This window comes from Streptomyces ossamyceticus (assembly GCF_001418475.1).
Taxonomy (GTDB): domain Bacteria; phylum Actinomycetota; class Actinomycetes; order Streptomycetales; family Streptomycetaceae; genus Streptomyces; species Streptomyces ossamyceticus.
This window is the reverse complement of the sequence record NZ_LIQX01000518.1, coordinates 1-13,898: the sequence shown is the minus strand read 5'-3', so window position 1 is coordinate 13,898 and position 13,898 is coordinate 1. Positions and strand designations below refer to the sequence as shown.

Genomic DNA, 13,898 nt, shown 5'->3' with positions numbered 1-13,898 from the left:
GGCGCCCGCGCGCGGGCGCCGGATCGGGCTCGTCCTCGGGATCGTGGCCGGGGCCGTCGCCCTGCTGACGGCGGGCGTGGCCGGGTTCGTGGTCCTCCGGGGCGACTCCGGCTCCGCCTCTTTCGGACGCCGAGTGCCGGCTGACGCTGCCCCCGAACCTGCTGGACGGCGCCTACGAGCTGGAACGGGACCACTGCGACGCGTCCGACGGCGCCTTCACGCGGGACGCCGAGCGCGCTCCGGGCGCCCGGGACGTCGAGGCGGCCGTCGCGATGTACACCCCGGTGAACGGGGGCGGGCAGCTGTCGATCTCGGGCCTGTACGGCCGCTTCAAGGATCCCGACGGGGCGCGCGACACGATGCTGGAGCGGGCCGCCGGGGCCGACGGCACCGAGCTGGCCGTGCCGCCCCGTGACTTCCGTCCCTCCGGTTCCGGCACCACCGTGACCTGCCAGCTTCTCGCCAGGAAGGATCTCGGGGCGCGGACGGTGCATCCGCAGTGCACCGGGAACGACGGCAACACCGGCGTACTGGTCCTGGTGGTCGACCCCGCGGTGGCCGGCGAGGACCCCGACGACGTGGACCTGGAGGCGAGCGCGGAGCTGGCCCTGCGCGTGCGGGACGAGATGCGTCGGCCGATCCGCTGACCCCCGCCTCCGGCCGCGGCAGCGTCAGCCGACGGTGACCCCGGGCTCCGGCTCGGCGACCGGCCCCCCGTGCGGCTCCGCCGGGCCCGCAGGGAACGTCGTCCGCAGGGTGAAGGCGTACGGCGTCGGGCCGTGCGCCCTGAGGTGCAGAAGCCGTTCCTCCGCCTCGGCGACGGAGGGGCGGTGACCGGCCGGTACCCACCACAGGGCGGTGACCGCCTCCGTCGGCCGCTCGAACCACTCCCTGCGGCGGGACAGCAGCTCGCGGTGGTGCCCCTGGTACATGAACGTGGTCAGGGCGTCGATGTCCTGCCACGACGTCAGGTTGACGATCAGCCCCGCGTCCCCGAGGACCGGGACGTCCGTGGCGTTGCCCGACTCGCTCTGCAGACGCCAGACGAAGCCGGGGGCGGCGTCGGCCACCGCGTTCACGGGGTCCAGCGCGTCGACGAAGTCCTTCAACAGGGGCGAATCGAGGGGGGCTTTCAGACGGGAGATGTTCACCTGGGCGAGTTCGTACACGACGGCGGTCATGGGCCGAACGATAGGTCGGGCGTCTCGGCGGGAGACACCCGTTATCTCAGCGGGCGGACAGCCTGTGCCCACCCGGCAGACGGACATCCGGTGCCCACACACGAGGTGGACGGCCGTGCGCGGCGGGGCGGGGCCGCCCCAGCCGCCGGGCCCGGGGCCGTCTCATTCCGCCCTCCCCAGCACCGCCCTCATCACGTCCCGTGCGATCGGGGCCGCGTCCCCGCCGCCGCTGATCTCGCCCCGTACCGCCTCCGCGTCCTCGACCACCACCGCCACGGCAACCTCGGGCTCCAGCGCCTCATGGGACTGGGCCCAGCCGATGAACCAGGCGTACGGGGTGCCGGAGTTGCCGAGGCCGTGCTGGGCGGTGCCGGTCTTGCCGCCGACGGCGGCGCCCCGGATGCGGGCCTTGCCGCCGGTGCCGTCGGTGACGACGCCGAGCATCAGTTCGCGGAGCCGTCTCGCCGTCATCGAGGTCATCGCCTGGCGGAAGGCGCGGGCACCGGCGGTGGAGACGGTACGGCCGTCGGCCGTGGTGGTGCGCTCGATGAGGTACGGCGACCTGACGGCGCCCCCGTTGGCGACGGCCGCCGTGACCATCGCCATCTGCAGGGGCGTGGCCCGGGTGTCGAACTGGCCGATGGAGGACAGGGCGAGCTGGGCCCGGTCCATGCGGGTGTCGAAGCTGCTCGGCGCCACGGAGAAGGGGATGCGCACCCCCGAGTCGTTGAACCCGAAGGCACGCGCCGTGTCCCCCATGGTGCCGAGGCCGACGTCCACGCCGAGTTTCGCGAACACCGTGTTGCAGGACCACTCGAAGGCGTAGCGCAGCGAGGCGTTCTCGCAGCCCTCGACCTCGTTCGCGAGGGAGGTGGTGGTGCCCGGCAGGGTGTAGGGGTCGGGGGAGCGGGTCGGGGCGTCGACATCCTCGACGACCCCGGCGTCCAGCGCGGCGGCGGCCGTCACCACCTTGAAGGTGGAGCCCGGCGGATAGGTCTGCCGTACCGCCCGGTTGAGCAGGGGCTTGCCCTCGTCCCCGTTGAGCCGGGACCAGGCCCGCGCCACCGAGGGGCCGTTCCCGGAGAGCAGTCCGGGGTCGTACGAGGGGCGGGAGACCAGCGTCAGGACGCGCCCGGTGGCCGGTTCGAGGGCCACGACCGCGCCCCGGCGGGCGCCCAGCCCCCGGTAGGCCGCCCGCTGCGCCGCCGCGTCGATGGTGGTGACGACCTCGCCGCCGGCGTTCTGGTCGCGGGTGATGTCGTTCCACAGGGGCAGGAAGGACAGCATCGGGTCGCTGCCGTCGAGGAGGGGGTTCTCGGCGTGCTCCAGCAGTGTCGTCCCGTAGACCTGGGAGGCGAAGCCCGTGACCGGCGCGTACAACGGGCCGTTTCGATAGGTCCGTTCGTAGCGGAGCTGCTCTCCCGTGTCCTTCGAACCGGTGACGGGCCGGCCGCCGACCAGGATGTTCCCGCGCGGCTGGCTCCAACGGGCGATCTCGGGGCGACGGTTGGCGGGGTTGTCGTCGTAGGCACGGGCCTGGAAGACCTGGACGCGGGTGGCGTTGACGAGGAGGGCGACGAGCAGCAGGGCGCACAGCGCGGCGGCACGGCGGATGTACTTGGTCACGCGCCTTTCCCTTCCGGGCCCTCGTACTGTCGGCGGGCCGAGTCGCTCAGCCGCATCAGCAGGGCCACGATGATCCAGTTGGTGACGACCGAGGAGCCGCCCTGGGCCAGGAAGGGCATCGCCATGCCGGTCAGGGGGATCAGCCCGGTCACGCCGCCCGCGATCACGAAGACCTGGAGGGCGATGATCGAGGCCAGCCCGATGGCGAGCAGCCGCCCGAAGGGGTCGCGCAGCGCGAGCCCGGCACGGTAGCCGCGCTCCACCAGCAGGGCGTAGAGCAGGAAGATCGCCGACAACCCGACCAGGCCCAGCTCCTCGCCCGCCGTGGCCAGGATGAAGTCCGACTTGGCGGCGAAGCCGATCAGGATCGACTCGCCGAGGCCGAGCCCGGTGCCGAGCAGCCCCCCGGCGGCGAACGCGAAGAGCGACTGCGCGAGTTGGTTGGGACCGTGGCCCGCCTCGATGGACGCGAACGGGTCCAGCCAGTCCTCCACCCGGACATGGACATGTGGTTCCAGCCAGCCGACGGCCACCGCGCCCACCCCCGCGAGCAGCAGCCCCACGGCGATCCATCCGGTACGACCCGTGGCGACGTACAGCAGGATGACGAACAGGCCGAAGAACAGCAGCGAGGTGCCCAGGTCCCGCTCCAGGATCAGCACCCCGACGCTCAGCAGCCAGATGGTGACGATCGGCCCGAGCACCCGCCCCGTCGGCAGCTGAGGGCGCTTGAACCGCCAGATCTGGCGCCCGGCGTACGCCAGCGCGTTGCGGTTGGCCGCGAGATAGCTGGCGAAGAACAGCGCCAGCAGCACCTTCGCGAACTCGCCGGGCTGGAGGGAGAATCCGGCGATCCGCACCCAGATCCGGGCGCCGTTCACGGGCGGGAAGAGGATCGGCAGCGCCAGCAGCACCAGCGCGCCCACCACCGAGACGTACGCGTACCGCTGGAGCACCCGGTGATCCCGCAGCAGGACCATGACCACGATGAACAGCCCGATGCCCAGTGCCGACCAGTTCAGCTGGGCGGGCGCCGCCTGATCGGCCGGGGTCTCCAGGTCCAGCCGGTGGATCAGCACCAGACCCAGCCCGTTCAGCAGCACCGCGATCGGCAGCAGCAGCGGATCGGCGTACGGCGCCCGCAGCCGCACCGCCAGATGGGCCAGCAGCGCGAGCACGCCGAGCCCGGCGCCGTAATCGGCGACGCCGGGTGGGACGGTGCCGTACTTCGCGAGGCCGACGGCGCAGTAGCCGTACACGGAGAGCAGGACGGCCACGACGACGAGGCTGAACTCGACGCCTCTGCGCCGGGGGAGGCGAACGGCGGGCGGGGACGGGTCCGCCGGACCCGCCGCCAGGGTCGTTCCGGCCTTGGTGGTCATGCCCGGAACTTACCCAAATGGAATGTCTTGTGCTCTGTGTCGCTCAACTCAGCACCAGCGTGGCGTCTTCCACGTGTTGATGTAGCGGGCGGAGCCCCAGGCCCAGGTGCCGTCGGTGAGCAGGTACCAGTAGCGGTTGCCGTCGACGCTCTGGCCCGTGGTCCGGCAGAAGATGTTGACGATCTCCCGGTAGGGCGCGACCCGGATGACCGCGCCACCGCGGTTCGGCGCGCTGCGCAGGATCAGTCCGGAGCGGGCCGTGACCTGCCCCTTGACGGTCTTGTTGGTGGGGCCGGCATGGCCCCGTTCGTCACCGGCGACGGCGGGGGTGGTGGCCGCGAGCGCCACGAGAGCGCCACCGGCGGCGGCTATGCCGAAGCGCATGAGCAGAATCCGCAGGGACATGTGATGCTCCTCCAGAAAGGGGGCGAGGCTGACTAATCGCCACATTAGGAGGAGCGGGAACGGGACGCCTTCTGCGTTGGGCCATCGGAGCAGCCCCGCACCCTGAGGAGCTGTCAGCCCTCGCTCACGGGCAGCCGCAACACGGCCCTCGCGCCCCCGTCGGAGGCGTTCGAGAACTCCAGCTCCGCCCCCAGCACCTCCGCCTGTCCCACGGCGATCGTCAGCCCCAGCCCGTGCCCCTTGGCGGAGCCCTCGGTGCGGAACCGCTGCGGCCCGTCGGCGACGAGGTACTCCGGGAACCCGGCCCCGTGGTCCCGTACGGTCACCACCGGCCCGTCCACGGTGAGCACGACGGGAGGCGCCCCGTGCCGGTGCGCGTTGGCCACCAGGTTCCCCAACACCCGCTCCAGCCGCCGCCGGTCGGTCTCGACGCAGCGGTCCTCGACGACGCGCACCTCCGTGCCGGCACCGGCGTGCGCGGCCACCCGCTCCGCCAGCACGCCCAACCGGACGTCCTCCAGGTCCAGCCGCTCGCTCCCCGTCTCCAGGCGGGAGATCTCCAGCAGGTCCTCGGTCAGCGTCCGCAGCGCGGCGACCCGGTCCCGCACCAGCTCCGTCGGCCGCCCCGGCGGCAGCAGTTCGGCCGCCGCGTGCAGCCCCGTCAGCGGCGTCCGCAGCTCGTGCGCCACGTCCGCCGTGAACCGCTGCTCGCTGAGCAGCTTCCGCTGGAGCGTCGAGGCCATCGTGTCCAGCGCCGCGGCCACCGCCGCCACCTCGTCCCGGTACCGCGCCGGATCCGTCGTCCGGGGATCACCGACCCGGGCGTCCAGGTCGCCCGCGCTGATCCGCCGCGCCACCTGGGAGGTCGTGCGCAGCCGCCGGGTGACCCGGGTGACGCCGAGCGCGCCCAGCGTCAGCGTCACCCCGATCGCCAGCGCCGACGAGCCCAGGATGGCCCGGTCGAGCGCCTCGATCGTGGCCGCGCTCTGCGCGTAGTCGAGCCGTACGGCGAGCGCGCGGCCGTCGGCGGGGGTGGCCGCCCACATCGTGGGGTGGCCGTCGACGACGCCGACCACCGTGCCGCGCCGCCCGCCCTCCGCCAGCGCGCGCAGCGACCGCGGCAGCCCCGGCGGGTCGACCTCGGCGTCCGGCGGGAGCCGGTTCCCCGCCTCGTACGCCCGGGTCGCGCTCTCCAGCCGGCCGAGGGCCCGCGAGCGGGCGTCGCTGACCGTCTGGTTGGTCACGGAGACATGCACGAGGGCACCGAGCAGCGCGGCCAGACCGCAGCACATGACGGTGATGAAGGCCAGCGCCTTCCAGGTGAGCGAGGCGGCCCGCCGGCGCAGCCCCGGCCGCCTCCCCGGAGCGCGTGTCACGAGCCCTCCGCCGGACTGCACGAGCCCTCCGCCGGACTTCATGGGCTCTCCGACGGCAGGACGGACGAGGGCGACAAGAACGACAAGAACGACAAGGGCAACAAGGGCAACGGGGACGAGACGGACGACGTGGACGACGACCGGGACGGCGACGTGGACGACGACCGGGACGGCGAACGGGACGGCGAACGCGAAGGCGCGGGCCCGTCGGAGGGCCCCGTCGACCCCCCGACCCGGAGGATCTCGTCCCGGGTGAGCAGCATCGCCCGCTGCTCGTCGTCCCAGTTCCACTGGGTGCGGTACTCGTAGCCCTCGATCGCCGCGGGCGACCGGATGATCACCGTACGGCCGGCCAGCTCCACCGCGATCACCGCGTCGTCGCTGGCCAGCACCTGCACCAGCCGGCCCTTGCGCAGGGTGTACATCCGCACGGCCGTCTGGTTGCCCGGCAGCAGCCGGAAGCCCAGCACCATGTCGTCGTGCCCGTCGCCGGTGAGGTCCCGGTAGTAGGCCTCCAGGACGGGGCACTCCTCCCGGTCGCCGCCCGGCCCGCAGTCGACCATGCGCCGGACCGTCCCGCGGTACGGCCCGGTGGAGGCCGCGTACACGTCCGGGTGCGCGGCGATCTCCGCGCGCACGACCGTCACCGGGTCCACCTTCCGGATGTCGCCGCCGGGGGCGGTGACCCCCTTGACCACCTCGGTGTCGGCCTCGCCGAAGTCGTAGGCGGGGGAGGAGGCGGGCGGCTGCCCCGGCCACAGCCGGGTGGGGCCGTTCGCGGTGGGCGTCGCGCCCGCGCTCACCAGACCCCCGGAGTCGCCGCAGCCCGTCAACGGCGCGACGACGGCCACGGCGAACACGGCGCCGACGGCCGCGCGCGCGGACCGGCTGCGGAACACGGGACTCCTGGATGCGGAAGGACGACTTTCGGTCCCGTACACCTTATGCGTGGCTCGATCCGCCCTCAGGGCACGCGGTCGGCGTGAGGGCGGATCGCAGACCCTACTCGGCGAGCTCCTCCAGCTCCTCCAGGAGACGGACGGTCGGCAGGCCGGTGTGCAGATACTCCACGAACAGCTCGTTGTGCAGCGCCCACGGCGAGCGGCGGGTGCGGATCAGCCGGATCGCCTCCTCGGCGGAGTGCCCGTCGCGGATCAGCGCGTGCGCGACGACCAGCCCGGACCGGTTGTAGCCGTGGAAGCAGCGGACGAGGACCTTCCGGCCGTCCTCCAGTGCGTCGCACGCGGCCTGCGCCAGCCGCATCACGCCCGCCAGCTGCGTCCCGTCGAGCGGTCCGTCCGGGATCGGCCACACATGGTGCTCGACGCCGTCCCCCGGCCCGTACCCGGGCAGCCGCAGCAGGGACAGCACGAGATCGAACTCATCGCCCACGACGGCGAATTCGACTTCTCCGGTGCCGGCCCGCCCCGCGAACTCGTGCCCGCCCATCCACAGGCCGGGCACGATCTCGCTCCACGGTTCGAGCGGAGCCGGAACGTCGGGTTGCTTTCTGCGCGGCGGCAACGGCGGCCTCCCCAAGCCCCTGACGACGGGTCGTCCCCTCAAAGGTATCCGGGTTCTTGCCGATGGAGCACCCCGCCTGTTCCCATGGTCGGGGGTGATGGTGCATGGACGGACTGCGCGTCATACCGACCCGGCGGCACGGACAAGAACGCCTGTACGTGTGCCGGACCGACGGGAGCAATGTCGCCTGGTACGACCGTGAGACGGGCCGGGTGAACCTCCTGAGCGAGGAGTCGAGGGCGGACGTGCTCGCCGCCCTCCACCCCTTCGTCACCGGACCGGTCACGGTGGGCCCGCCGCCCGTGCCGACCGCCGCCGAGCTTGCCCGGCTGAGCCTGCACCCCGACGACGACCTCGCCCCCAATCGCCCCGGCGAGGCCCTGCTCGTCGACCTCGACCGCGACCCCGGACCACCGCACCGGCTGCGCCCCGACCCGCGCCGCCGGGCCCTCGCGGCGGAACAGACGATCGGGGCGCTGCTGGACGGGCTGGAGGGCGCGGGCTGGCGCACCCTGCACTCGGTGCCGCTGCCCGGCGGGGACCGCATCCACCACCTGGTGATCGGCCCCGGCGGCCTGTACTGCGTCCGCTCCCTCTACGCCCGCAGGCAGCGCGTCACCGTCTCCGACCCCCTCGTCGCCCTCGGCCGCCACGAGCCGCGCCCCCTGCTGCGCCGGCTCCGCGCCGACGCCGACCGGGCCTCCTACGCCCTCACCGCCGAGGTCCACCCCGTGCTCGCCCTCGTCGAGCCCGCCGACCTGCGCGTCGGCGCGCCCCCGCGCGAGGCCCGCGTCCTGACCGACGCCGACCTCCCCGGCCTCGCCCGCACCGGCGGCATGCTCAAACCGGCCGACATCGAGGCCCTGCACGCGACGGCCAGGGACCGCGGCACCTGGGCGAGGGCCTGACCGCGCGTCGGCGCGGGCGATGGCGACGCCCTGGCGTCCGCCCCCGGGCCTGTCCGTCCCCGGGCCTGTCCGTCCCCGGGCCTGTCCGCCCCCGGGCCTGTCCGTCCCGGAACGGACAGGCCCGGAACGGACAGGCCCGGGACGGGGGCTCACCGGCCACCGGCGTCCCGACGGCAGCGGGCGCTGGCCCGGCCTCCATGGCGGCCCCTCAGGGCAGTGGACGGGCGGCGGCCGGGTCGAGCAGGGGGGCCAGCAGGTCGCCGTAGTCCTGGAGGCGGGGGGCGATGTCGGGCGCCCGGAAGACCAGCCGGCCGGGGGAGGAGCACTCCTCGACCTCGGTCCAGGTGACCGGCGCCGACACCGTGGGCTCGGTGCGGGCCCGCAGGGTGTACGGGGCGGCCGTGGTCTTGCGGGCGGCGTTCTGGCTCCAGTCCACGAACACCTTCCCGGGGCGCAGACTGCGCGTCATCCGGTGCACGACCCGGCGGGGCAGCGCCTGCTCCGCCTCCACCGCCAGCTCCTTGGCGTACTCCGTCACCCGCTCGGACGACGCCCCGCGCACCGCGCCCAGCAGATGCAGCCCCTTCGACCCGGACGTCTTCGCGAGGACCTCGATCCCGTCGGCCGCCAGCCGTTCCCGCAGCCAGCAGGCGACCTCGCAGCACTCCACGACGCTCGCGGGCGGCCCCGGATCCAGGTCGAACACGATCCGGTCGGCCTCGTCGGGCGAGTCCACGGTCCACTGGGGCGTGTGGAACTCGGTGACGAGGTTCGACGCCCACATCAGGCTGGCCAGGTCCTGCAACAGCACCATCCGGGACGGCCCCTCCATGCGCCGCACCTCGGCGGTCGTGACCCACTCGGGGGTGCCCGGCGGCACGTTCTTGGCGAAGAACCGCTGGCCGCCGGGGCCGTCCGGGTAGCGGAGGAACGACACGGGCCGGCCCCGCAGATGGGGGAGGAGCGCGTCCGCGGTGGTGGCGTAGTAGTGCAGCAGCTCGCCCTTGGTGAAGCCGGTCGCCGGATGGAGGACCTTCTCCAGATTCGACAGGGCGACCCGGTGCCCCTCCACCTCGGTGATCGGCGTCATGCAACGAGAATCGCATGAAAGCGGGGCAAAGTGCCTCGCCCGGAGTCGGCCACCGGTCGGCTCGGGCGGCGCGACCGGCCGGGTCGGGCAGGGCGACCCGCCAAGTCGGGCAGGGCGACCGGCCGGGGCGGGCAGGGCGACCGGTCGGCGGGCAGGGGCGACCGGCCGGGGATACGGTGTGGATGATTCGGTGTAAACCGCCCGAAAGGGGTGTGCTGCTCGTGCGATCCATCTGGAACGGCGCCATCTCCTTCGGCCTGGTCAGCATCCCCATCAAGCTCGTGAACGCCACCGAGAGCCACTCCGTCTCGTTCCGGCAGATCCACACTGAGGACGGCGGCCGCATCCGCTACCGCAAGGTGTGCGAGCTGGAGGAGCGCGAGGTGGCGCAGGGGGAGATCGGCAAGGCGTACGAGGACGCCGACGGGACGATGATCCCGATCACGGACGAGGACCTCGCGTCGCTGCCGATCCCGACCGCCAAGACCATCGAGATCGAGGGCTTCGTCCCGGCCGAGAAGGTCGACCCGCTCCAGGTGGACGCCGCGTACTACCTGGCGCCGAACGGTGTGCCGGCCGCCAAGCCGTACACCTTGCTGCGGGAGGCGCTCAAGCGCAGCGGGAAGGTCGCCATCTGCAAGTTCGCCCTGCGTGGGCGCGAGCGGCTCGGGATGCTCCGGGTGGTGGAGGACGTGCTCGCCATGCACGGACTGCTCTGGCCCGACGAGATCCGTACGACGGAGGGGGTCGCGCCCGACGCGAGCGTCACCGTCCGCGACAAGGAACTCGATCTCGCCGACGCACTCATGGAGACGCTCGGCGAGGTCGACCTCGACGAGCTGCACGACGACTACCGCGAGGCCGTCGAGGAACTCATCGCCGCGAAGGCCTCCGGCGAGGAGCCGCCGGCCGCGCCCGCCCCGGAGACGGGCGGCAAGGTGCTCGACCTGATGGCGGCCCTGGAGAACAGCGTCCGTGCCGCCAAGGAGTCCCGCGGCGAGGACGTCGCCGCCGTGACCCCCATGCGCACCCCGAAACAACCCGCCGGCAAGAAGTCCACGGCCACCGCGAAGAAGTCGGCGCCGTCGGCCGCCTCCGCCAAGAAGTCCACGGCGAAGTCGTCCCAGGGGACGCGGAGCGCCCAGGGCGCCAAGAAGACGACGGCGAAGACGACGGCGAAGAAGTCCACGGCGAAGAAGTCCACGGCGAAGGAGTCCGCGACGGCGAAGAGCACCGCGAAGAAGACACCGGCCAAGAAGACGACGCCCCGCAAGCGCCCGGCCTGAGACACCGGCGGGTACCGGGCACCGGGCTGCGCACGGCGGCGGCCGTCAGTTCTCCCGCCGAGCCCTTACAGCACCTTCGCCCGTACCAGCGCCGAGAGCACCAGCGTGCCGGGGAGCAGGGGCAGCCACACCGTCAGGACGCGGTAGCCGATGACCGTGGTCGTGGCGACCGTCGCGGGCGCGCCGAAGGCGACCAGGGTGAAGACGAGGGCCGCGTCCATGGGGCCGAGGCCGCCCGGCGCGGGCACCGCACCGGCGGCGGTGCTGGCGACGAGGTAGGCGAAGACCATCTGGATCCAGGACAGCGGCAATCCGAGGGAGGTCCCGACGGAGGCGACGACCGCGCCCTGGCACAGCGGGAACGCGGCGGCGCCGCCCCACAGCGCGAGGGCCCGGACGGGCCGGCTGTGCACGACCCGCGTGTCGGTCAGCGCGGTCCGCAGCCCCCCGATGAGCGGCTGCCGCAGTGGCCGTACGGTCGTGATCAGGGTGACCACGGCGGCCGCACTGACCCCGGTGATCGCGCCGGCCAGGGCCAGCGTCTCGCCCTTCGGGAGCAGCTCGGTCACCTTGAGGGTGCCGGGGAAGGCGACCAGGAACGCGAGGATCACCAGCGTCTTGGCGACCGGTTTCACCGCCGAGTACAGGGCGAGGGAGGCCGTGGCCCGGGGCAGGGGTATGCCCTGGCCGCGCAGGAAGCGCAGGACGACGGCATGCGCGCCGATGTTGCCCGGCAGCGCCTGGCCCGCGGCGCCGGCCGCGAACTGCGTCGCGATCAGCTGCCCCGGCGGCAGCCGTTCGGGCACCGCGCCCTGCCGGACGAACGCGGCGGCCACGGAGCACAGGGCGGTGAAGAGGACCCCGGCCAGCAGCCACCGCGGGTCGGCCGAGACCAGCCGGGTGGCGCCGCCGTACACGGTGCGCCAGTCGACCGCGGCCCACACCCCGAGCAGCAGCAGCGGCAGCAGGGTGAGCGTGAGCCGCAACCGGCGGGCGGTGGCGGCGGACCGGGCGGGGACGAGTCGGCGGAGTCCGCCGGGGAGGCGGCTCCGGAGGTTCGTGGGGAGTTCCGTGGAGAGGGCGAGCGTGGAGCAGGGGGGCTCGGGCTCGGGGTCAGTTGCGGCGGGCCGCGCGGGGAGCGGCGCGTCGAGCGGAAGCGGATACAAAGGGCACGTCGTCCTTCCGTGTCACCGCCGGGCGGACGGGGACCGGACCGGCGGAGGCAAGGCGTGACAAGAACGAGGGGGATGACAGGAGCGTTCCCTTCGGATGTGACGCTCAAGTGTGGGGGAACCGAATTCCCGCCGCCGTCGGAGCCACCGTCAGGCGTCCGTACAGGCGTTTTGCATTCTCCCGTGCCCTTGTGCGAACGATGTTGTGATTCGTGTCACGTGAGGTCTACGGTTGTATGGCTTGGCAGGCCCTCGGGGCGCGCGCCGAGTGGCGGCGAGCGACGGGGAGACCGCCGGGCGAGGGAAGTGATCCCGTGTCCGTCGCCTGGGACGACATCGGTGGGCTCGTCGACGCGCACGAGCGTTTCCTCGCCGGCGCGCGGGTCGACGCGGATGTGCGCGACCCGGTGCTCGACTCCTGGAAACGCTGCCGTTCCGCGGGACTCGAACCGGACCGGCTGCTGATCCCCTACGACCCCGATCTCACCCTGGAGGACCCCTTCCTCCACGCGGCCGACCCGGTGCTCTCCCGGCTCACCGCCTCCCTCTCCAACGTGAGCATGACCATCGTGCTCTGCGACGGCCAGGCCCGCGTGGTCCAGCGGCACGGCGGCGACCGCCGGCTCCTCAGCCGTCTCGACGAGGTGAACTTCGCCCCCGGCTTCTGCGCCTCGGAGGCCGCCGCGGGCACCAACGGCGTCGGTACCGCCCTCGCCGAACGCGGCCCGGTGTACGTCCTCGGCCGCGAGCACTTCGCCGATTGCCTCTCCCCGTTCGCCTGCGCAGGCGCTCCCGTCCGTGATCCGCTCAGCGGCCGTATCGAGGCCATCCTCGACCTCACCTGCCTCCGCGACGACGGCGACCCCGCCATGCTGCGGCTCGTCCGGGAGACCGCCCACGACATCGAGGCCCGCCTGCTGGAACAGGCCACCGACCGGGAGCGTGCCCTGCTCGCCGCGTACCGCCGGGCCGCGCCGCCCTCCGAGCCGTGGCCCCGCCAGCCCGACGGCCCCGCCCGGACGCGGGGTCCGTACGGCCACGGCGCCGAGACCCTCGGCCGCGTCGACCTGGCCGTCCTCCGCGAGAAGGCCGAGGAACTCATCGCCTCCCCCCACCTCACCCTCGACCAGGTGACCCTCCCCGGCGGCCGCGTCGCCACGCTCCTGCGCCGCCCGGTGATGGGCGCGTCGGGCGAGACCGGCGTCGTCGTCGAGGCCCGGCTCCTGGGCGGACCCCAATTGCGGCACATGGAACGGACGGTGCCGACGGAAGCGGGGGAGACGGGACAGGCGGCGCAGAGGGCGGAGATGGGGGCGGCGGGGGCATCGACACGGCCCGTGCCGCTGGTGCAGTTGGTGACGCCCACGCTGACGCCGCCCGTCCCACCGCCGGTGACGCCGGTGACGCCGGTGACGCCGGTGACGCCGACGGGGCTGACGCCGCTGGTCGAGCCGGTGACGCCGGTGGGGCGCACTCCGACCGCTTCGCCGGGGTCGCAGACGGGCCCCTCCTCGTCGACCTCGCCGGTCGAGCCGGTGACACCGGTAGGGCAAACCCCGATCGCGTCGCCGGGGTCGCAGACAGGTCCCTCCTCGTCGATCTCGCCGATGCCGCCGGTCGAGCCGGTGACGCCGGTGGGGCAGACTCCGATCGCGTCGCCGGGGTCGCCACCGACTCCGCCCACCTCGCCAACGGCGCCGGTCATGCCGCCGGGCGTTGCTCCGCCGACCTCCACCACACCGACCGCGGAGGCCGCACCGATCGCGGAGGCCGCACCGATCGCGCCGCCGGACGCGACCACCTCCACCACCTCGGCGGCACCCACAGGCCCGGCTGTCTCTACCGCCCCGGCGGCGCCCACAGCTCCGGCGGCACCAACAGCTCCGGCAGCACCAACAGCTCCGGCGGCACCAACAGCTCCGGCGGCGCCCACAGCTCCGGCGGCACC

13 protein-coding genes are annotated in these 13,898 nt (G+C 73.5%); 4 read left to right on the top strand and 9 right to left on the bottom strand.

Annotated elements, in window-relative coordinates:
• Nucleotides 1–272: 272 nt before the first annotated feature.
• The gene (locus AOK15_RS42915; protein WP_055521770.1) at nucleotides 273–647 is read left to right on the top strand and encodes a hypothetical protein; all 375 of its coding nucleotides are present in this window, start codon (nucleotides 273–275) and stop codon (nucleotides 645–647) included.
• 24 nt (nucleotides 648–671) lie between these two features.
• Here AOK15_RS42915 and AOK15_RS31660 read toward each other — a convergent pair whose 3' ends face one another.
• The 7 genes from AOK15_RS31660 to AOK15_RS31630 all read right to left on the bottom strand — a co-directional run bounded on the left by AOK15_RS31660 (nucleotide 672) and on the right by AOK15_RS31630 (nucleotide 7,494).
• Complete coding sequence (locus tag AOK15_RS31660) at nucleotides 672–1,181, bottom strand: DUF3291 domain-containing protein (RefSeq protein WP_055521769.1); 510 nt, start codon at nucleotides 1,179–1,181, stop codon at nucleotides 672–674.
• 162 nt (nucleotides 1,182–1,343) lie between these two features.
• Nucleotides 1,344–2,807: a penicillin-binding transpeptidase domain-containing protein gene (locus tag AOK15_RS31655; protein ID WP_055521768.1), complete on the bottom strand. Its 1,464-nt coding sequence runs from the start codon at nucleotides 2,805–2,807 to the stop codon at nucleotides 1,344–1,346.
• Nucleotides 2,804–4,189 (bottom strand): FtsW/RodA/SpoVE family cell cycle protein, encoded by a 1,386-nt coding sequence (locus AOK15_RS31650; protein ID WP_055521767.1) that lies wholly within the window; start codon nucleotides 4,187–4,189, stop codon nucleotides 2,804–2,806. The genes AOK15_RS31655 and AOK15_RS31650 overlap by 4 nt, the downstream gene beginning before the upstream one ends.
• A gap of 48 nt (nucleotides 4,190–4,237) precedes the next feature.
• Entirely contained in the window at nucleotides 4,238–4,594 is a 357-nt protein-coding gene (locus AOK15_RS31645; protein WP_055521766.1) for an SH3 domain-containing protein, read from the bottom strand.
• Between the two features lie 113 nt (nucleotides 4,595–4,707).
• Complete coding sequence (locus tag AOK15_RS31640; RefSeq protein WP_055521771.1) at nucleotides 4,708–5,970, bottom strand: sensor histidine kinase; 1,263 nt, start codon at nucleotides 5,968–5,970, stop codon at nucleotides 4,708–4,710.
• A 38-nt stretch (nucleotides 5,971–6,008) separates the two neighbouring features.
• Entirely contained in the window at nucleotides 6,009–6,869 is an 861-nt protein-coding gene (locus AOK15_RS31635; RefSeq protein ID WP_240508690.1) for a hypothetical protein, read from the bottom strand.
• Nucleotides 6,870–6,972: 103 nt separating this feature from the next.
• Entirely contained in the window at nucleotides 6,973–7,494 is a 522-nt protein-coding gene (locus AOK15_RS31630) for a protein-tyrosine phosphatase family protein (protein WP_079058827.1), read from the bottom strand.
• A 104-nt stretch (nucleotides 7,495–7,598) separates the two neighbouring features.
• Between AOK15_RS31630 and AOK15_RS31625 the strand changes: the two genes are divergently transcribed.
• On the top strand, nucleotides 7,599–8,402 hold the full coding sequence (locus AOK15_RS31625) for a nuclease-related domain-containing protein (RefSeq protein ID WP_055521764.1): 804 nt from the start codon (nucleotides 7,599–7,601) through the stop codon (nucleotides 8,400–8,402).
• Between the two features lie 208 nt (nucleotides 8,403–8,610).
• On the opposite strand, the gene ligD is transcribed toward AOK15_RS31625, so the two are convergent.
• Complete coding sequence (ligD, locus tag AOK15_RS31620) at nucleotides 8,611–9,492, bottom strand: non-homologous end-joining DNA ligase (protein ID WP_055521763.1); 882 nt, start codon at nucleotides 9,490–9,492, stop codon at nucleotides 8,611–8,613.
• A gap of 221 nt (nucleotides 9,493–9,713) precedes the next feature.
• Between ligD and ku the strand changes: the two genes are divergently transcribed.
• The gene (gene ku, locus AOK15_RS31615) at nucleotides 9,714–10,778 is read left to right on the top strand and encodes a non-homologous end joining protein Ku (protein ID WP_478078816.1); all 1,065 of its coding nucleotides are present in this window, start codon (nucleotides 9,714–9,716) and stop codon (nucleotides 10,776–10,778) included.
• Nucleotides 10,779–10,843: 65 nt separating this feature from the next.
• Here ku and AOK15_RS31610 read toward each other — a convergent pair whose 3' ends face one another.
• On the bottom strand, nucleotides 10,844–11,944 hold the full coding sequence (locus AOK15_RS31610) for a lysylphosphatidylglycerol synthase transmembrane domain-containing protein (RefSeq protein ID WP_055521761.1): 1,101 nt from the start codon (nucleotides 11,942–11,944) through the stop codon (nucleotides 10,844–10,846).
• A gap of 320 nt (nucleotides 11,945–12,264) precedes the next feature.
• Here AOK15_RS31610 and AOK15_RS47575 point away from each other — a divergent pair.
• Nucleotides 12,265–13,898, top strand: a 1,634-nt coding sequence (locus tag AOK15_RS47575) for a GAF domain-containing protein (protein ID WP_338059938.1), incomplete at its 3' end; no start/stop codon positions are given.

Excerpts from the sequence above, each read along its gene's own strand:
- AOK15_RS42915 (WP_055521770.1), top strand. The coding sequence starts at position 273 with ATGTACACCCCGGTGAACGGGGGCGGGCAGCTGTCGATCTCGGGCCTG.
- AOK15_RS31660 (WP_055521769.1), bottom strand. The coding sequence starts at position 1,181 with ATGACCGCCGTCGTGTACGAACTCGCCCAGGTGAACATCTCCCGTCTG.
- AOK15_RS31650 (WP_055521767.1), bottom strand. The coding sequence starts at position 4,189 with ATGACCACCAAGGCCGGAACGACCCTGGCGGCGGGTCCGGCGGACCCG.
- AOK15_RS31645 (WP_055521766.1), bottom strand. The coding sequence starts at position 4,594 with ATGTCCCTGCGGATTCTGCTCATGCGCTTCGGCATAGCCGCCGCCGGT.
- AOK15_RS31625 (WP_055521764.1), top strand. The coding sequence starts at position 7,599 with ATGGACGGACTGCGCGTCATACCGACCCGGCGGCACGGACAAGAACGC.
- ligD (WP_055521763.1), bottom strand. The coding sequence starts at position 9,492 with ATGACGCCGATCACCGAGGTGGAGGGGCACCGGGTCGCCCTGTCGAAT.